This is a genomic window from Bradyrhizobium sp. USDA 3364, from assembly GCF_054056355.1.
This window is the reverse complement of the sequence record NZ_JBSRYG010000002.1, coordinates 4,517,973-4,536,174: the sequence shown is the minus strand read 5'-3', so window position 1 is coordinate 4,536,174 and position 18,202 is coordinate 4,517,973. Positions and strand designations below refer to the sequence as shown.

Here is an 18,202-nt window from a genome sequence, read left to right as displayed (position 1 = left end):
ACAGGCGGCCGGCTTCGCTCGGAATCCACGGCCGACTTCATCGGAATGCGCACAGAAGCCGACTGATGAGCAAGATTAAGCGGGCGAATACAAAGCCCGAACTTGCCGTCCGCCGCATTTTGACTGAACTAGGGTATCGCTACCGAATCCACCTAGCAGGCGTCCCCGGTCGACCAGATGTTGCGTTTACGAAGCGTAAGAAGGCAGTTCTCGTGCATGGATGCTTCTGGCATGCGCACGACGATTGTCCCCTCTTCAAACTCCCTAGCTCACGACGAGAGTTCTGGGAGAGGAAATTCGCGAACAACAAAGCGCGCGATGGTCGTCTCCTGCAAGAAGCCCAAGCGGCAGGTTGGAAGACACTTGTAGTCTGGGAGTGTGAGGTCTCGGACACGGCCCGTGTCAGTAAGAGGTTAAGGCGCTTCCTCGGACCACCGAAGCATGGCACGGAACGCTACGGCTGATCGCTTAGAATTTTCTTCAGACGAGCCCAACTTTCTTCCGGAAGCTGTTTCATCAGTCTGACTATGTTTTGATCGCCGCTTGTCAGCACGTGCTTTCGGAGCGTGCCTGCCATCGCTTCCGCTTCTTGGACCTCCTCTTCGTCCAGATCCATACCCCTCACGATGGCGCCCGCACGCAAGGCCTCATCGAGTGTCAGCACGAACTCTGCACCGAAGCCCTCGCCACAGTGTTGGCAGGTCTTCGCTGTCATCACGTTCAGGCCACCGCATTTCCCGCATGGCTTGAACCGAGTAGGTGTTGGTGGGAACTCGAAACCGCAAGCCTCACAAAACTTGGCGCCTATCTGAATCTCGCTTGCGCACGAGGGACATTTCTTCGTCTTGGGAGGCCCCACGTCCTTCCGTTGAGCCGCGGGCATCTCCTCCTCGATCCTTAGCGCGAACGCCTCGAATACATCGAACGAAGGCATGACGACGTACGCACGCGTATCATCGTCCGGGCCGGCGGTTCGCACAACGCGACCGATGGCTTGGCGGAATGCAAGCTCTGTCAATGCATTGGGAAGATAGATGAGTACCCTGAGACGGGCGATGTCGACGCCTTCCGAGATCATCGCGACTGACACGAGCCAGCGCTTGTCCGTGTGTCGGAAGCTATCGATCCGACTATCCGCATTGGGCAGTTGGCTGTGTACGATGGTCGGACGCTCGCCCTCGACCCTCTCGATCAACGCAACCATGTATTCGGCCATTTCGATTGACGGCGCGATGACCAATCCACCTGCATTCGGCATTCTGAGGCGCAGATCGTCCAGTTTGGCGCTCGCCCATTCGAGCATGGTTCCTTGATAGCCATCGATCCGAGGCGTGTTGCCGTCCGCATCGAATTGGGCCGTGCAGGCGAGCTTGTAGAAGTTGAGCGCTCTTTGAAGACCGGGAATGCGCTTCAACGTCGGCGTGAGCTGAGCCTCTTGCCTTCCTGAGACAAAGACCTTTTCGCCGTCCTCCAAGTCAACTGTGAACTTGCCTTCATGACGATGGAACGTTGCGGGCCTGCAATAACCGAGCTCGACGGCCTCACCATAGCTTAAGGTGTAGGTACCTTCTTCTGGGTGATCTATCTGGCCCTGATCAGTATACGCCATCCAAATCGACTTCTTCCCGTCAGATCTGATCGGCGTACCTGTTAGCACCAAGGTAAATTGAGCGTCGGCAAAGGCACCACTCGCACCTGTGCCCCAAGCCGCTTCGACCGCAGCGTGGTGATGCTCGTCACATATGATCAGCACTCGTGAGGCTTGGCACACCTGCTGAAATGCGTCCTGCAAGGATTGCACGGCCGCCCAAGTGGCACAAACGTCGATGTCGATCCGATCGTCGCTTCCAGTTACCCGGCCCATGAAACGGCCAGTCACCGCATAGAAGTCCTTAGCCCACTGCTTTACGACCTCGACGCGGGGTGCAATTACGATGACCCGATCAATCTCGCCCATCTCGATCAAATTCTTTGCGATCACACAGGCAGCAATCGTCTTGCCTGCACCCGGAGCAGCATTGATTAGGAAATGCTTGTCGCTGCGCTTCTCGACCAGCCACTCCAGGGCCTTCTGGAGCGCTTGTACTTGCCATGGCCTGAGCTGCATCTGCTTAGATCCTTTCAAGAGGTTGCAACGCTCGCATAGCGCCTGCCCATTGAAGGTCACCGTGGGCCCACGCTTCGAAAATGGCTTCTTGTGATCAGCGTGAAATCCTTGAGACAGCTTTTCTCCGCATTCGGCGCAACGCCCTCCGCTCAACAGCAAAAGGATCAATCGCTGCCTCAGCGAGAAGCTTCGCCTCATCTACTGATCCAATACTCCGTAAAGACGATATCTCGAATAGGCAGATTCGGAGGCGGCTTCAGCACCGCATGCTCATTGATTCGTACCATTGCTGCGGCATATGTGACCTTGCGGGACTTAACGATAAAACCCTGCTTCTTTCGCATTTCGTACACAAGCTCTGGTAGATTCGATAGCCCAAACAGTACCAGGGCTTCTAATCGCGTTAGGGGCTTTCCTGAGAGGAGGTGTTCGCGAGCGGCACTGATGGCGAGAGCCGACCCGTCGGTTGTTGATGTTGCCATTCGGGACCAAGGTACTTTTCAATTAGGGGACGAAGCTTCGCTAAAGTCGAGATATCACGGTCCCACAGGGACAGCATCAGGTGGTTTTCATATTCCAGAACCCGCCAGCCCCCGTCCTGCATCGCTTCATCGACGGGCAACGATCCGAAAGGTTTTGAGCCCCGCCGTGTCTCGTACCCAGGATCAGCATCAGGCGGCAAATCATCTGTATATGCCCTGAGCAACACGTGTGCGAGCCGCAGGACCTCACCCGCGGTCGCGGTTGGCCCCAAGGTGCTTCTTAGCTCATGGTAGATGGCCCTTAGAAGGACTGGCCTCCTCATCCCCTCCCCGCAAAAAAGCTTTGTGCCAATAGTTTTGTTTCTCACGAACGATATCACCCACCGCACAACTATTGCTAGTGTGTGGCACCCATGGCACAACCCATTTAGTTCTAAAGTAGTGCCCGGCGAGCGAGCATGCCCAAGCTTTGTCTTTGTGAGACCTTCCGCAAGGAAGCAGGGATCGTATGGAATCGAATGCGAAGGGCAGCTCGGCTCGGGATTTCCCTCAGCGAGGAAACAATCACGGAGTGCGCACTCTTCGACATCGCCGCTGCGCATCAACAAAAGGATATTGTTATCGATCTAGCCACGAAGCCTGCTGAGAACAAACACGGCGCAGACTGGGAATGGTGGCTAGTTCACAAAAATCAGGGAATCTGCTTCCGCATACAGGCTAAGCGCCTCTATCAAGATGGGACATATCGCGCTCTAAAAAAGGCCGGACAGCACCCCTACCAGCAGCTGGATAAGCTGGTTAATCACGCGCAACAGGCCGGTGCTTTTCCCTTGTATTGTTTCTACAGTTTCCAGCATTCACACGTGAGTTTCGGCGGGCCGGATCCTTGTAACCAAGGCTATCGCGCTCCGAGCTTTTGGGGTTGCGCTTTCGCGTTTCCCGACGAGATCAAAAAGTCAGGCTCGGACCAGCTCAAAGCATTAAAGCCCCTCATGCAACCATGGCATGCCCTCGTCTGCCACGCGGCGACTTCCGATCTGCCGACAGCAGCGGCCAAATTCGTCAACGAACGGAAAGCCGGGGCGGCGCCGAAGCTTGGCGCCCTCCCCGAGCGAGTTGCGAGACTAATGCACATCGGGGACCAGAACAGAAAGACAGATGTGAGGGATCAACCGCCCCCATCGTTCTTAGAAGAGAGTGAGACCCCAGAAGAAGTGGCGGGCTTGGTGGTTTTCCGAGACTTGCGCGACTGAAGCTAACACCGCATCGATCCTTCCAAACTCATGCAAAAGCGCATGCAAGGGATTCCCAACCGGCGCTTGAACGCAACGGCTCCTGTATCTAATTCTCAGGAATAAGATACGTTTTCTGAGGGCAAACCGTGGTAAAACCACCTAAATCTGTTAAGGCATTTGCCTATCTCAGGACTTCGTCAGCGGCCAACATTGGGGAAGAAAAGGACAGCGGGCGCAGGCAGCTTCAGGCGATAGAGGGTTTTGCGAAGCGCGCGGGCATTGAGCTGGTTGGCACTTACCACGATGAGGCGGTGAAGGGCTCCGATCCTATCGACACACGGCCGGGGTTCGGCGAGATGTTGGAGGCCTTGGAGGCGAACGGCACCAAAACCATCATCGTGGAGACAACCAACCGATTTGCCCGGGACCTTATGGTCCAGGAAGTTGGTTATGCGATGCTGCGGACGCGGGGCATCGAGCTTATCGCAGCGGACAGCCCAACGTCATTCCTTGATGACACCCCCACTGCGCGCTTGATCCGACAGGTCCTCGGCGCTGTCTCTGAGTTTGAGAAGGCAATGCTAGTCGCAAAGCTCAAGGGCGCCCGAGACCGCAAGCGCAGAACGGGTCTGAAGGTCGAGGGCCGCAAGTCCATCGCAGAGCAGCGGCCTGAGACAGTTGAGCTTGCGCGGAGATTGGCCCGGTCGCGCCCCAAGGGGGGTAGGCGTTCGCTCCGCGAGGTCTCAGCCGCGCTTGCAGAGGCCGGTCACACGACTAAGACCGGGAAGCCATACGCGGCCACGGCGATCAAGCTCATGTTGAGTCTTGAGAAGCGCGAGCGCAACAGTGGAAAAAAGAAAGAGGACTGAGCACATGAAGCGCATGATGAACATCATTTCGAATGAGGGCCGTGCCTTGTGGGTGGGCGTATACGAGACACGCGAGGAAGCAATCGCCGCCTTTATCCGCGAGATAACCGTAGAGGATCAGCAGTGCGCGAGATGTGATGCCGCTGCTACGCGCTGGTATGAGGACGCGACCGACAATGATGGAACAGGAAATCTCCAGGTGCCCGTGTGTAACGAGTGCTTTAAGGCAACACTGGTCGTTGTGGATAACAAGGGCTAACGCGCGTTGAAGACCGTCGCGGTCTCATTCGAGACCCCTATGGCCGCTGCGGTGTTCGGCGCGGTCGCGTTCTGGCTCGTGGGGCACAGCGGGTAAGCATCATATTGAGGCTCCCTAGATGAGCCTCTCCGGCGACACCGGATCCTAACTTGAGCCGACCCACCCCTCCCGATTTCGAACTGCTCGGCTTTAAGAGGCCGGCCGCCGCCGAGATGACAACAGCAGGAGTTGGAGAAAGCGAGGACGTGGTGAAAGAGGAACGAAGACGCAAGCGCAAACCACCGCCGGAGCCCGGGCACACACTGCTCGCGACTGTGAAATCGGTCAAGGTGAGTTACTACGTGGGAAGACACGGCGACGGTGTTTCGGACGAAGCCATCACTGATGTGCTCTGCGGCATCGTTGCAATGACGCCCAACATGCCCAAGCACCTTGGCAAGGAAGTGACCTGCTCGCTCATGTGCTCCCGCCAGTATGGTCGCGTCGATGATCCTGACGAAGAGCGCTGGCCGCGCATTGGCAAGGGTCAGGCCGTTCCGGAAAGGCCGTTCTTACTCAACATGCGGCTCGGCAAAGATAGAGCATTGTTCTCCGCCTACCTGCCCGAGGCCGCATACTGGGCGCTGCAGGCCGACTTGAAGAGCGGCCGGTTGAAGTTCATCGAGGCGGGCTTCATCAAGCCACGCTATGGCGATGGTGATCTGACCAGCATCTACTTCTCGGAGACCCCGCCGGAGGAACCGTGAACAGCATCCGCGAGTATCGCCCGACCATCATTGGAAGCAGATGCCACCCAAGCGGAAGCCAACCGCCAGATTTGGCAAGGTATCCCTCCATTGAGGGCCGCCTTGTTTGACGGACGCGAGCGCTGCAGGTCCTAGGGGTAATCCTAGGAGAAGCGCTATGACGATTTCGCGGGCAGAGGTGATCACATCGGTCGAGCGGCGGCGTCGGTGGTCACAGGATGAGAAGGAACGGCTAGTTGCAGCATCGTTCGAGCCCGGAGCCACTGTTTCCGAGGTGGCTCGCATGGCCGGCCTTCATGTGAGCCAGCTGTTCAGGTGGCGCAAAGAGCTTTGCAAGCACGGTGAAACGAGTGTAGCGCCGTTGGTGCCGGTCGAGATTGGGCCGTCTGTGCCGCCGCGGGATGTGGCCGAAGCGCCATTGACGACGGCGCCGGCGCGTCGACGGAGGAGCCAGGGCATCATCGAGATTGATCTCGGTAGCGGACACCGCATCCGGGTCGACGGTGACGTTGATGGAGACGCGCTGCGGCGAGTTCTCGATGCCCTGGTGCGCCGATGATCCCGGTTCCGACAGGCGCGCGAGTGTGGCTCGCGACAGGCTACACGGATATGCGCAGAGGCTTTCCGTCGTTGGCACTCCAAGTGCAGGAGGTGTTGCGCAAAGACCCGCTCAGCGGTCATCTGTTCGTCTTCCGCGGTCGCCGCAGCGATCTTGTGAAGATGATCTGGCACGATGGCCAGGGAGCATGCTTGTTTACCAAAAGACTCGAGAGAGGAAGGTTCATCTGGCCATCGGTTGCCGGTGAATCGGTAACGATCTCTCCGGCGCAATTGAGCTATCTGTTGTCCGGGATCGATTGGCGCAACCCTCAAGAAACCCAGCGTCCGACGCGGGTCGGTTAGTCGTTTTGCAGGTTTGAATCTGCTGCTTGATCTGATTCAATGGCTTCGTGATATCAAAGCCGGACGATCTTCCATCGGACCTTGTCAGTGCCCTGGCGGCGCTGCAGGCCGAGCGTGAGGCGCGGCTGCGAGCTGAGGCGATGGCTGCCAGCGCGCAGGCGGAGCTGTCGAACAACGAGGCGCTGGTCGCGCATCTCGAGCTGCGGATCGAGAAGCTCAAACGCGAACTGTACGGGCAGCGCTCCGAGCGCACGGCGCGGCTGCTCGAGCAGTTGGAACTGGAGCTCGAAGACCTCGTCGCCACGGCGAGCGAGGATGAGTGCGGCGCGGCAATCAGGATGGAAGTGGAGCGTCAATCAGGATGAGAGAGCTTCGCCGGGCTCGTGACGCAGGGAGGGCGTAGCCCGACCTGAGTTACGAGCCCGGCGACGGCGCGATCCACAGGGGACCGCGCCGTCTGGTGATCGCGGCCGGCTGGTTATGCAAGTGGTTCTTCCGCCAAGAGGAATCACTCGCGTGCCCGGCCGACACATCAATGATCACCAGATGAGGCTCTACATGAAGTACCGTCAGACCGATAGCCCGCCAGGGGCCGCTGCCAAGGCGTCGTTCAGTCCGTCAACCGCGTATCGGATCGAGAAGGATCCCCGCCTGCCATCGCAGAAGAAGGGTGAGCGCGGCCGTCGCCGGCCGGACCCGTTGGCCGATGTGTTTGAGACAGAGGTGGTGCCAATGCTCAAGGCCGCCCCCGGCGTGCGGCCGGTTGCGATCTTCGAGGAGATGTTGCGGCGCCATCCTGAGCTCGGAGCTGGAATCCGCCGCACGCTGGAGCGCCGGATCCGCGCCTGGCGGGCGATCCACGGCGAGGAGCAGGAGGTCATCTTCCGCCAGACCCACGAACCGGGCCAGGTCGGCCTGTCCGACTTCACCGACATGGGCGAGCTTGGGGTCACCATCGCTGGCGTGCCGCTCGATCATCGCCTCTATCACTTCCGGTTGGCCTATTGCGGGTTTGAGCACGCCCATGTCGTGCTTGGTGGCGAGAGCTTCGTCGCTTTGGCCGAAGGGCTGCAGAATGCCCTGTGGTCGCTCGGTGGGGCACCGCGGGAGCATCGGACCGACAGCCTGTCGGCCGCCTTCTGCAATCTCGATCGCAATGCGAGGGACGATCTGACCCGGCGGTACGAGGACCTCTGCGCCCATTACGGCATGCGGCCTTCCCGCAACAATCGCGGCATCGCCCACGAGAACGGGGCGATCGAGAGCTCGCATGGCCATCTCAAGCGGACGATCGCCGATGCGCTGCTGTTGCGCGGCACTGCCGACTTCGATGATCTCGCCGCCTACCGCGGCTTCATCGACGAGATCGTCAGCCGCCGCAATGCCCGCAACGCCAAGCGGATCGACCACGAGCGCGCCACCCTGCAGGCGTTGCCAGATCGCCGCACCTCGGACTACGAGGAGGTGATTGTCCGCGTGACGTCAAGCGGCGGCTTCACCTTGCGCAAGGTGTTCTACACCGTGCCGTCACGCCTGATCGGCCACCAGCTGCGGGTGCGCCTTTACGATGATCGTCTCGACGTGTTCGTCGGCGGCACTCATCTCGTCACCCTGCCGCGTGGGCGGCCGCATCCCAACGGCAAGCACGACCAGGTCGTCGATTATCGGCACGTGATCCATTCCTTGCGGCGCAAGCCGATGGCGCTGCTCAATCTGGTCTACCGTGATCGGCTGTTCCCGCGCGAGGCCTATCGTCGAACCTTCGACTCCTTGCGCGAACGGCTGCCGGACAAGAAAGCCTGCCGGCTCATGGTCGATCTGCTCGCGCTGGCGCATGAGCGCGGTTGCGAGGCCGACCTCGCCGGTCAGCTCGCGGCTGACCTTAACGCTGGCCAACTGCCCGACCTCGGACGGCTGCGCGCCCACTTCGCGCCCGATCCTGCCTGCGTGCCGCAGGTCATGGTGCAGCTTGCCCCGCTCGCCAGCTATGAGTGCCTCATCGGCGCCGGCCAGATCGGAGACGCCGCATGAACACGGCCAACACAGTCGACACTGGGCGCCTCAATCTGTTGCTCAACGAGCTGCGGCTACCCGCCATCAAGGTGCTATGGCCACAGTTCGCCGAACAGTCCGACAAGGAAGGTTGGCCGGCGGCCCGCTTCCTCGCCACCATCGCCGAGCATGAGATCGCCGAACGCGGCCGCCGTCGCGTCGAGCGCCATCTCGTCGAGGCGCGGCTGCCCGCCGGAAAGACCTTCGACAACTTCGACTTCGAGGCCGTGCCGATGATCTCCAAGGCGCAGGTGACTGCGCTCGCCGCCGGCGACAGCTGGTTGGGCAAAGGTGCCAATCTGCTCCTGTTCGGCCCGCCCGGCGGCGGAAAGAGCCACTTGGCGGCAGCCATCGGTCTCGCCCTGATCGAGAACGGATGGCGCGTCCTCTTCACCCGCACCACCGATCTCGTCCAGAAGCTCCAGGTGGCGCGGCGCGAGCTCAACCTCGAGGCCGCCATCAATCGTCTCGATCGCTTCGATCTCATGATCCTTGACGACCTCGCATACGTCACCAAGGATCAGGCCGAGACCAGCGTGCTGTTCGAGCTCATCAGCGCACGCTACGAGCGGCGTTCAATGCTGATCACTGCCAATCAGCCATTTGGCGAATGGAACAGGGTCTTCCCGGACCCCGCCATGACCCTCGCCGCCATCGATCGCCTCGTCCACCATGCCACCATCGTCGAGATGAACGTCGAGAGCTATCGCAGGCGCACCGCGCTCGAACGAAAGCGCGGTCCAGGACGGCCGCCTTCGCACGCGACACCCAAAACTGTCGCTGATTGACGCTCCGCGACAATCAGAGTTCAACAAAACTCTTGCGCGCGACAATCATCGCGGCAATCATCACCACGCCGCGACACCGACTCGCCATCCTGATCGTCGCGCGCTTCCCACCCAGATTGTCGCGCTATAGATGAGCTTGCGGCGCAGGCCGCAGCGGCGAAGACGCAGAACGTCCGCCCCTTCACGCGCAAGCGGCCGGTGCGCAAGCCTTGGCCGGACGACATCGAACACGAGCGCGTCGTCATTGACGCTCCGACGAGCTGCGCCTGCTGCGGCGGATCGCGGCTGGCGAAGGTCGGCGAGGATGTGACCAAGACGCTGGAGGAGATCCCGCGTCGCTTCAAGGTCATCGAGACAGTGCGCGAGAAGTTCACCTGCCGCGATTGCGAGAAGATCAGCCAGCCGCCTGCGCCGTTCCATGCCACGCCGCGCGGCTTCATCGGCCCACAATTGCTGGCGACGATCCTGTTCGACAAGTTCGGCATGCATATCCCGCTCAACCGCCAGAGTGCGCGCTTTAAGGCCGAGAGGATCGATTTGCCGCTGTCGACGCTGGCCGACCAGGTCGGCCACGGGACCTTCGCCGTCATGCCACTCTTCCACTTGATCGAACGCCATGTGCTCGCTGCTGAGCGCCTTCATGGCGATGACACCACCATCCGTATCCTGGCGAAGGGCAAGTGCACGACCGGGCGGATCTGGACTTATGTGCGGGATGACCGGCCCTTTGCCGGGCCTGCGCCGCCGGCGGCGGTCTATTACGCCTCGAGCGACCGACGAGGCGAGCATCCGCAGAAGCATCTGGCCGCCTTCGCCGGCATCCTGCAAGCCGATTGCTACAACGGCTTCGAGCCGCTGTTCGACCCGCAGAAGAAGGTGCTGCCGATTACGCCGGCGTTTTGCTTCGCCCATGCGCGGCGGGGCTTCTTCGAGCTGGCTGACATCGAGAAGAATGCCCGGGAAGGCAAGAGAGGTAAACCGGTCTCTCCGATCGCGCTGGAGGCGGTCAGGCGCCTGGATGTGTTGTTCGAGATCGAGCGCGCCATTAACGGCTGCGGCGCCGAAGAGCGGCGCGCCGTGCGCCAGGAAAAGAGCAAGCCGCTCCTCGGGGACATGCACGCCTGGTTGCTGCGTGAGCGCGAAACCCTCTCTCGCTCCTCCGAGGTCCTGAAGCCTATGAATTACATGCTCAGGCGCTGGGACGACTTCGCCCGCTTCCTCGACGATGGCAGGATCTGCTTGACCAACAATTGTGCTGAGCGCGCATTGAGAGGCATCGCCTTGGGAAGGCGCAACTGGACCTTCGCCGGCAGCCAGCGTGGTGCCGACCGTGCCGCCATCATGCTGACGATGATCACGACCTGTCGTCTCAACGACGTCGATCCGAAAGCCTGGCTCGCCAACGTCCTCGCCCGTATCGCCGATCTTCCCGCATCGCGTCTGCACGAATTGCTGCCCTGGGAATGGAAGCTCCTGCGCCAAGCCGACAAGCCCGCCGATCAGCAGGCCGCCTGACCTTCACGCAACGCCATCATAGAGCTCGCCGTACCCGCGCGCATGCGTCCATCACGCGGTCCTCGTCGTATGCGTACTTGGCAAGTGCCGCACCATTCTTTGTAGGCGCTTCAGATGGCCTCCGGGGGCCGTCAAGGAATCTTTCCTGAGGACGTGCACCCCACGCTCCAAAGCGAACGCTCGCCCCACAGACCCGCTATGGCTTCCACACGCCGTCTTCAGACTAACCGGAGCGCACAGGGCCCGAAAGGAGCCTCGGAGCCATTCGTAATCGGTGTGCAACAAGTCGGATGGGGCGATGAGGGATCGGGACTTCCCACCCGGTCATTTACATTTCGGTACTATGGTGCGGCCTATCGATGAGGCCCTGCACTGCCGCAAATAATAGTGGTCCGTGTGTACCTATCTCTCCCTTGTCTTCGCTTGTCCTTCTCTCCTCCCCTCCCCTTTCTCTGTCCGCCCCTGCTGTAGTGTGGTGATCTTCAACTCCCCCCGCCTTGTGGCTCCCCTTGGTCCCCTCTGTCTTCCTGAGTATTCCTTGGTATCCCCTCTGTGACTTTTTTTAGAGGAGTTGGTCATTGATCGGCTCATTGACCTTCAATCTGGGGAGCACCTTCTGTCGGTCCTGAAATCGGCTTCTCAGAAGTTCGCTTGCCACCTCTACCTTGGAAACTGGCACGATGAGACTGTCATGGACAGACAGGCTCGGGGTTGAGTGTTCGTGCATCAACCCCAGCATGGTCGAAAACATCACGGCACTCTCAAGGTACATCAGGTCAGCCCAGCTGTAGGTGCGACCATTGAATGGCTCCCCCCAGTTCTTCAGCACCGGGTATTTGACGAAGACGGCCTTGGTAATGTCAGCAGCGCGGTGTTCAGCCAAAGTGGGATCATCATCAAGCATGTCTTTGGGCCATCTCTTGATGGGCTTGTTGTTGCCGAAGGTCCCAACGAACCACTGCTTCACAGCTCCTCGGTGCTCCAATCCAAGTCCGGGGAGTAAGTACGGGTCCTCGGTGAGGTCCAATTGGAGCCCATGGAGAGACAGGAAGATGGTCAGATAGCTTCCGCTGATGTCAATTTCAGCAACCGGTTCGCCATTGATCGTCATCTTCCGCCGAAGCTCAGACGGCATCACTTGGTAGCTGTCAGTGAAGTGCTGGCTATAGAGCCGGCCTCCCTTGTCCCAATCAAAGTCAGGATCATCACCGTTGTGGAAGATACGTATGTAGCCATGGTGCTGCCCTCCCCGCAGCGTGTGCTTGGCGAAGAACTCGTTCAGCTCAGAGATGACGTGCTCCATTCCACGCATCGACGGTGTCCTTTCGAACTCCATGGGTGCGCCGGGGATGTCGGACCTCCGGTAGAAGTTCTTGAGCTTACGCCTCCGAAGTTCGACAGGATGCTTAGGAAGGTCGTACTCGAACTCGAAATGATCGAGCACCGCCTTGGGAGGCACTCCTTGCTCCGCGCAGAACGTCAACAGTTCTGGTGTGGCACGGAAACGGGCAGCGTACTGGCCCACATCTGAGCGTTCGCTTGACACCTTGTGTCCAGGTACGTGCTGCAAGAAGCCCAGTCCATCAAGACCGTCGCGCAGCTGAAAGAAGGCGTGTCGGCCGACGGGAGCACCCGTGAAGGACGCTTTGCTCAAGGTCTTGTACACCCAGCCGCTATGCTGCTCGGCGTCGAATGGACGCAAGAGGTCAGCCAAGAACGCTCCTGTGGCGTACTCCAGCTTTGCCGATGCCGCGGCGCCTCTACGCTTCCTCTGCCGCAGTCCAATTTGGAGTGTTTTTTCCTCCACCATTGACGCGAGCTTCGCGACGAGGACTTTGGCTCGTTCCGACGTCGCATGCGCTCTCAAGGCGGCGTAACTGGCGGCTTGTAGTTCTTCTTGTGTATTGGCGAGCATCATTCTCTGTTCGCATTGAGGTTTTTGGACACCGAGCAAGGTGTTGACAGTCAATCGAGCCTGTATCGCGGGAACTTCTTCAGCGCGGTTGCCATGTCTTCGGCGGTCGGTTGTCCGTACTTCCTTCCCTCGCTCGCCGGAGCGTGGCCTGTGATAGCGTCGTGCACTTTCTCGGTTATCTCCACGCGCTCGGCGATTTGCTTGAACGTGTGCCGCCACGCGTGAGTTGGGCTCAATTCTGGGTCGCTCACTCCTTGCTCTCGCACCCATTCCGCCAAGTCTCCGCGCACATTGCCAGCGCGGCTCCGACTGGGGTTCATCGGATCGCTGCTAGCACGGTGCGGTGTCTTATCATCGTAAAATAGCGCGCCCTTCCCGACGGAGCGGACCATTTCGAGGAACCCTTGGGCGATCAGATGCTCGTGGAGTGGCACAACTCGCGCCTTCCTCGTCTTGATCGTGCCCGCATCTGGCATGAGCTTCATGAAGTAGAAGCTGCCGCGCTTCTCTATGTCCTCGGCACGAAGCTGAGTGACCTCACCTGCACGAGCCCCCGAGTACGCACACAACCATGGCACCCAGCGTTTTGCTCGCTCCCAAGGAGTCTTGGGGTCCTTGATAGCGCTGGAAGCCACGAGGATTGTCCGGGCTTCCTGCTCTGTGAACGCCTTCGTCTCGCGGCTTCTCGCTTTTCTGGGAACGTCAACCTTGATGTCCGCGAACGGGTTCTTTCTGACGTGCTTATGCTCCGCGCCCCAACCAAACACCCGACGCGACGACGAAAGCCAGACTTCACGCACAGTAGTTGCCGAACGGTCCGCAGTGACCAAGCCTCGCACCCACGAACGCGCGGTATCCTCAGTGATCCCATCGGCGCCGACGTCTGCAAAATGGCGCTGCATCCAAAGGAACACGGCACGCCACCGCTGCACCGTGTTGTCTGCAGGCTTGATGGCCTTCACGAATGCTTCGAACAAATCCCAGCAGCTAATGCCGGTGGTTCGCCGCGGCCCATCCGCGAACGGCGGGAAGGTTTCCGGGGTATCGTCTGGGGAGTAGTCGCCATTGGCGCGCCGCTCCAGCAGCGTTATGGCGGGCAAGAGATTGTCGCTCACGGCATCAACGAACAGCGCGTAGGCAGCGGCGTTTAGCGCCTTACCCTCACTGGCAAGAAACGTCGCGACACGCGCCAACTCAGCGACCTGCGGCCTCACCGCTTCGCGAACCTCAGGTTCTTTCTGCCATTCCCAGTGAGGATCGGCTTTCGGGTTCTCATGATAGCTTTCGGGGGCCTCAGGGTAGATCACATTCCAAACGAGGTGATCGCTCATCTCCCGCCAACGCTTCGGTGGCCCCGGATCGTCTTCGTATTGCCCGACAAACCAAGTGTACCACCGGCCAGCCAAAGCTAACGCGTTGAGCTTCGTGAGCGGCTGGCCTTCGCCGTTCCGTTTGGCGCGCAGCGTGGCGATTTGTGTTTCGACCTCAGAGACCCATTCGGCGAGGCGAACCTTGGCCTCGTGTTTAGGTGTGTCCGCAGGCAGCTTTAGATGAACTTCGCGCTTCACCCGATACAGGCGAGCGTATTCCTCTCGGACATCCTGAGGGATGACCTTCCGAGCAATCCATCTGTTATCAGCAAGTCGATTTAGTGCGACCATCCGCAACGCCATTTGTGCGCCCTTTTGTATTTTGCAAGGCGCAAATCCGTTTGGCTTATCAGTAAGATGCTGAGAGTGCGGGGCAATTCAACTGTAGTGGTACAGTTGGGTGGGCTCGAACCACCGACCTCCTGTTCCACAGACACCGCGAGGGGTTTGCCCGAACTACGCCAATCCCGCCTTTCGTACGAAAATCATAGTATTATCAATAAATAGGCCCGCCGCCTCCCGCCTTACCTGCGCTGCAATTGGCGCTATGGTGGTAGCTACATGGTAGCTACAAAGGCGATAAATGGCTGTTTCGAGTGTAACGATCCGCGCGGTACAAGCGCTCAAGCCAGGCGACACTATCTGGGACGCTGACCACCGCGAAGCAGTGCGCGGCTTTGGCGTTCGGCGCCAACGCGACCAAGCGACCTACGTTCTCAAGTACCGAGTGTTCGGTCGACAGCGCTTCGTCACCATCGGTCCCCACGGCGCCCCTTGGACACCCGAGCTTGCACGCAAGGAAGCCAAGCGGCTTTTGGGTTTGGTTGCCAATGGCAAAGACCCGGCCGACGAGAAAGCCAAGGCCCGTCTGCAGGCGGCCGACACACTCCTTGCAATCGCGGATCAGTATCTGCGGAACGCCAAACAAAGACTGAAGCCCCGCACCTATTCAGAAATCGAACGCTACTTATTGGTCAGCTGGAAACCTCTGCATCCGGTCTCAGTTTTCCAGATCACTCGCCGCCATATCTCGGCTCGTATCGCTGACTTCGCATCAGCTCATGGAGCGGTCTCAGCAACCCGCGCCCGTACAGCCCTGTCCTCAATGTTCAACTGGGCAATACGCGAGGGCCTTGAGATCGCTGCGAACCCGGTTCTCGGCACTAACCGACCCGCGCAGCCGGGAAGCCGCGAACGGGTGCTCACTGAGATGGAGCTATCTGCCATCTGGCACGCCTGTGGCGATGACGATTACGGACGCATTGTGCGCTTGTTGCTGCTCACAGCCCAACGCCGTGATGAAGTGGGCAGCATGCAATGGGCCGAGCTTGATACTATTTCGGGGCGTTGGACGCTGCCAAGCGCCCGGACCAAGAACCATCGCGAGCATTCGCTACCATTTGTTCCCGCGGCCCTGGCCCTACTCCCACCCCGCCGAGATGGCCGAGACTTCCTCTTTGGTGACGGACCCCGACGCAGCGGTGACCCGCATCGTGGGTTCTCCGGCTGGTCAAAGTCGAAGGCGGCGCTTGACGCACGGATCGCGGAAGCCCTCGGGGAACCCCTGCCCCATTGGACGGTTCACGATCTTCGGAGGTCGGCATCCACGGTGATGGCCGACCAGCTCGGCGTGTTGCCACACATCGTGGAGGCGATCCTGAACCACGTCAGCGGTCACCGGGCTGGCGTTGCCGGGGTATACAACCGCGCGCGGTACGCGGCCGAGATGCGCGAGGCGCTCGAACGTTGGGCAGAATACGTCGCGGCCCTACCAGCCCAAAAGCCACGGCATGCTGGCGCCCGCCCTCGCCCGGATTTCTTACAGGAGGCAGCCGGGGTCCATTCCTAGTTGAAGATAGCCCGCGGGGTCGGAGCTTCTAGCCAAGAGAGAGGCGCTCGCCCCCGCCCCAGTTCGAATCCGACGCCTCAACGGCGAGCACGCTGCTTATGTCCGAGAATCCGGCACGCAAACGCCGGACTAAGACAAATTTGTGGGCCCGCCGATCAGTGGTCGCGCGCGATAGTGATACCGGCAACTTCGGTAGGCGCTCGCGGCTTTATGTGGCACCCTCGGCTTTCAGCACGAACCTCGCTTTCGTCAAAAGCAGGTTACACGCTCAGCGGCAACGTACCCGAACAGCAGCCCGACACCGAAGAGCAGAACGAGACCGGCGGCCGCGAATTCCAGACCTCCGGACACCAACGCCGATCCTGCGTTACGTCTTGTCATCAGACGAACCGCCACGTTCTTGGCATAGACGGAGACAATGGCGATCGTCGCAACCGTGATTGCGGTCCCCAATCCCATTACGAAAGTGGCGGCTATGCCCGCCCAAAACAGACCTTGAGCCAGAGCGAATACCAACACCAGGAGTGCACCGGAACAGGGTCGCACACCGACGGTAAGAAGAGCGCCGACCCCGCGTCCCCAGCCGCCGGGTCCCGCCAAGTCGCCCGGCTGGGGACCGTGCGAATGCCCACAATGTTCGTCGTGAATGTGCGGCTGCCACGTGAGTCGATCGTCTTGTTCATGAGAATACCGCTCGTCCGCGGACATGGCGGCATGTAGAAATCGAGTTTCCGTTCGGCCATGCTCGGCGGCCTTGTAGCCCTCAAGCGAGGCATACGCGAATGCCGGGGTCGGGGTGACGGTCGATACTCGCGGAACGCGTAGCACGCGGATGAGCGCCCAGCCCTTCGTCCAGGCCAGCCGAGCACCAAAAACGGCAATGAAACCATAGCTCGCGATCTCAATCACGCGCTCCGCACCGCACATGGATCTCGCCGTCACATTCAGGATCCAGGCCCCTACGCCGACAATCACCACCGCAACCAGCGACTGCATAAGGGCCGAAGCAAAAGACAGTATGATGCCTCGTCGGGCGGTCTCACCATTGGCAACGAGGTACGATGAAATCACTGCCTTCCCATGCCCGGGACCTGCGGCATGGAAGATGCCGTAGAGAAACGAGATGGCAAGCAGCGACCAGACCGCGCTGCCGCTGGTCCTGGCGGCCCGAATAGTGGAGGAAATCTCTCGATAAAATTCCGACTGCTTCCTCAGAAGCCAGCCGACAAGACCGCTCGTCTGTGTGTCGAGGCCTGATCGCGGCGTACCTCCGAACAGATTCTGCGCCATCAAGACATGCGACAGGCCATCCATCCCTGCAGCCACGAGCAAAATGGCCGAAATCGTCGCCAGGGTTCTAATGCTAGGCAGTCTCACGGACAATCCACCCGGATCTGGTCAGCAAATGCGGCTCCGAGACTGCTATTGGTATTCCCTGACGAATTTTGCCCTTGGAGCTTCTCCGTGCTCTCGTCGTCGGTCGGACTGTGGATCGTCATCGTACACCCGGCGGGTGCGCCGACCAGCCGGACAGGCTCTCGTTCCTGCAACGCAAACTCGATGAAATAGTCCGGATCGAATATCTCCAGCGCAAGTCGTTTTGGCTTGGCCGGCGTTTGAAATGGAAGGGTGAAATGCAAGGACCAACGCCTCGTTGTTGTATTCGAAATAATAGTCGATCGGGTCGGCAAGCTTCTGCTCTTCTCCGTCAACCTCTACGGAGGTGAAATAGTCGGCATCCTTGAGCGATTTGATGTTTGTTCGCGCGAGTGGGTCTAGTTCTTCGCGACTGTAAGCGCCATCCGCCTTGGCGTGGATCCCCTGAAGCGCATAGGTTGTAAACATATCATCGAACGCCCAGGCGTGCCGGATGCCCGTGATTGCTCCATCCGCATCATAGACGATTTCACTGGCAACTTTGATCCACACATGGGGGTGAGCGTGCGCGGCGCGCGCCTGAAGGACGATGCCTGCAGCGATTGCTATGACGTAGAGGCCGCTCCGCCGGATCACCTTCGACTCCCATCGACGAAGTTACAGTCTTCCGACATTGACAGTCACGCTATGTCGGCCTCGAAAGATATCCGTCCAATGCCAATCCTATCAAAACGC

The 18,202-nt window shown here is 59.7% G+C and carries 15 protein-coding genes and 3 pseudogenes; 12 read left to right on the top strand and 6 right to left on the bottom strand.

All coding sequences use genetic code 11. From position 1 onward, the window contains the following. Window positions 1-23 precede the first annotated feature (23 nt). Window positions 24-464, top strand: coding sequence for a very short patch repair endonuclease (locus tag ACVILL_RS21440; protein WP_456734323.1), 441 nt, complete (start codon window positions 24-26; stop codon window positions 462-464). On the opposite strand, the gene ACVILL_RS21435 is transcribed toward ACVILL_RS21440, so the two are convergent. Then, window positions 455-2,275, bottom strand: a complete 1,821-nt coding sequence (locus tag ACVILL_RS21435) for a DEAD/DEAH box helicase family protein (protein ID WP_456730859.1) — start codon at window positions 2,273-2,275, stop codon at window positions 455-457. The genes ACVILL_RS21440 and ACVILL_RS21435 overlap by 10 nt on opposite strands. Window positions 2,276-3,047: 772 nt before the next feature. On the opposite strand from ACVILL_RS21435, the gene ACVILL_RS21430 reads away from it, so the two are divergent. The 10 genes and pseudogenes from ACVILL_RS21430 to tnpC all read left to right on the top strand — a co-directional run. Next, window positions 3,048-3,842, top strand: coding sequence for a DUF6615 family protein (locus ACVILL_RS21430; protein WP_456730858.1), 795 nt, complete (start codon window positions 3,048-3,050; stop codon window positions 3,840-3,842). A gap of 128 nt (window positions 3,843-3,970) precedes the next feature. After that, window positions 3,971-4,693, top strand: a complete 723-nt coding sequence (locus ACVILL_RS21425) for a recombinase family protein (protein WP_456730857.1) — start codon at window positions 3,971-3,973, stop codon at window positions 4,691-4,693. Window positions 4,694-4,697: 4 nt separating this feature from the next. After that, window positions 4,698-4,952: a hypothetical protein gene (locus tag ACVILL_RS21420; protein ID WP_456730856.1), complete on the top strand. Its 255-nt coding sequence runs from the start codon at window positions 4,698-4,700 to the stop codon at window positions 4,950-4,952. Window positions 4,953-5,101: 149 nt separating this feature from the next. Then, entirely contained in the window at window positions 5,102-5,698 is a 597-nt protein-coding gene (locus ACVILL_RS21415) for a hypothetical protein (protein ID WP_456730855.1), read from the top strand. 157 nt (window positions 5,699-5,855) lie between these two features. Next, window positions 5,856-6,257 (top strand): IS66-like element accessory protein TnpA, encoded by a 402-nt coding sequence (gene tnpA / locus ACVILL_RS21410; protein WP_166205105.1) that lies wholly within the window; start codon window positions 5,856-5,858, stop codon window positions 6,255-6,257. Next, window positions 6,254-6,601: an IS66 family insertion sequence element accessory protein TnpB gene (tnpB, locus tag ACVILL_RS21405; protein ID WP_165124204.1), complete on the top strand. Its 348-nt coding sequence runs from the start codon at window positions 6,254-6,256 to the stop codon at window positions 6,599-6,601. The genes tnpA and tnpB overlap by 4 nt, the downstream gene beginning before the upstream one ends. A gap of 47 nt (window positions 6,602-6,648) precedes the next feature. Next, window positions 6,649-6,930: pseudogene (locus tag ACVILL_RS21400) on the top strand (IS66 family transposase); the annotation flags it as partial. A gap of 187 nt (window positions 6,931-7,117) precedes the next feature. Continuing rightward, the gene (istA, locus tag ACVILL_RS21395; protein WP_456727940.1) at window positions 7,118-8,632 is read left to right on the top strand and encodes an IS21 family transposase; all 1,515 of its coding nucleotides are present in this window, start codon (window positions 7,118-7,120) and stop codon (window positions 8,630-8,632) included. Beyond that, window positions 8,629-9,441 carry an IS21-like element helper ATPase IstB gene (gene istB / locus ACVILL_RS21390; protein ID WP_456727939.1) on the top strand — a complete coding sequence of 271 codons (813 nt, stop codon included), beginning with the start codon at window positions 8,629-8,631 and terminating at the stop codon, window positions 9,439-9,441. The genes istA and istB overlap by 4 nt, the downstream gene beginning before the upstream one ends. Window positions 9,442-9,570: 129 nt before the next feature. Beyond that, window positions 9,571-10,956 (top strand): annotated as a pseudogene (tnpC, locus tag ACVILL_RS21385) (IS66 family transposase); the annotation flags it as partial. A 562-nt stretch (window positions 10,957-11,518) separates the two neighbouring features. Here tnpC and ACVILL_RS21380 read toward each other — a convergent pair. Together ACVILL_RS21380 and ACVILL_RS21375 are read right to left on the bottom strand one after the other, a co-directional pair. Continuing rightward, window positions 11,519-12,874 (bottom strand): hypothetical protein, encoded by a 1,356-nt coding sequence (locus ACVILL_RS21380; RefSeq protein WP_456730854.1) that lies wholly within the window; start codon window positions 12,872-12,874, stop codon window positions 11,519-11,521. A 47-nt stretch (window positions 12,875-12,921) separates the two neighbouring features. Beyond that, the gene (locus tag ACVILL_RS21375) at window positions 12,922-14,544 is read right to left on the bottom strand and encodes a tyrosine-type recombinase/integrase (protein ID WP_456730853.1); all 1,623 of its coding nucleotides are present in this window, start codon (window positions 14,542-14,544) and stop codon (window positions 12,922-12,924) included. Between the two features lie 280 nt (window positions 14,545-14,824). Here ACVILL_RS21375 and ACVILL_RS21370 point away from each other — a divergent pair, with 280 nt between their 5' ends. Continuing rightward, entirely contained in the window at window positions 14,825-16,090 is a 1,266-nt protein-coding gene (locus ACVILL_RS21370; protein ID WP_456730852.1) for a tyrosine-type recombinase/integrase, read from the top strand. A gap of 249 nt (window positions 16,091-16,339) precedes the next feature. Here ACVILL_RS21370 and ACVILL_RS21365 read toward each other — a convergent pair whose 3' ends face one another. From ACVILL_RS21365 to ACVILL_RS21355, 3 genes and pseudogenes are all read right to left on the bottom strand, one after another. Then, window positions 16,340-17,404, bottom strand: a complete 1,065-nt coding sequence (locus ACVILL_RS21365) for a nickel/cobalt transporter (protein ID WP_456730851.1) — start codon at window positions 17,402-17,404, stop codon at window positions 16,340-16,342. Between the two features lie 59 nt (window positions 17,405-17,463). Continuing rightward, window positions 17,464-17,730, bottom strand: coding sequence for a DUF1007 family protein (locus ACVILL_RS21360; RefSeq protein ID WP_456730850.1), 267 nt, complete (start codon window positions 17,728-17,730; stop codon window positions 17,464-17,466). Window positions 17,731-17,809: 79 nt separating this feature from the next. After that, window positions 17,810-18,019, bottom strand: a pseudogene (locus tag ACVILL_RS21355) (DUF1007 family protein); the annotation flags it as partial. Window positions 18,020-18,202: the final 183 nt, after the last annotated feature.

What these genes read in the sequence shown, in the direction of transcription:
- ACVILL_RS21430 (WP_456730858.1), top strand. Translation starts at nt 3,048, where the DNA reads ATGCCCAAGCTTTGTCTTTGTGAGACCTTCCGCAAGGAAGCAGGGATC.
- ACVILL_RS21420 (WP_456730856.1), top strand. Translation starts at nt 4,698, where the DNA reads ATGAAGCGCATGATGAACATCATTTCGAATGAGGGCCGTGCCTTGTGG.
- tnpA (WP_166205105.1), top strand. Translation starts at nt 5,856, where the DNA reads ATGACGATTTCGCGGGCAGAGGTGATCACATCGGTCGAGCGGCGGCGT.
- tnpB (WP_165124204.1), top strand. Translation starts at nt 6,254, where the DNA reads ATGATCCCGGTTCCGACAGGCGCGCGAGTGTGGCTCGCGACAGGCTAC.
- istB (WP_456727939.1), top strand. Translation starts at nt 8,629, where the DNA reads ATGAACACGGCCAACACAGTCGACACTGGGCGCCTCAATCTGTTGCTC.
- ACVILL_RS21380 (WP_456730854.1), bottom strand. Translation starts at nt 12,874, where the DNA reads ATGATGCTCGCCAATACACAAGAAGAACTACAAGCCGCCAGTTACGCC.
- ACVILL_RS21375 (WP_456730853.1), bottom strand. Translation starts at nt 14,544, where the DNA reads ATGGCGTTGCGGATGGTCGCACTAAATCGACTTGCTGATAACAGATGG.
- ACVILL_RS21370 (WP_456730852.1), top strand. Translation starts at nt 14,825, where the DNA reads ATGGCTGTTTCGAGTGTAACGATCCGCGCGGTACAAGCGCTCAAGCCA.
- ACVILL_RS21365 (WP_456730851.1), bottom strand. Translation starts at nt 17,404, where the DNA reads ATGGATGGCCTGTCGCATGTCTTGATGGCGCAGAATCTGTTCGGAGGT.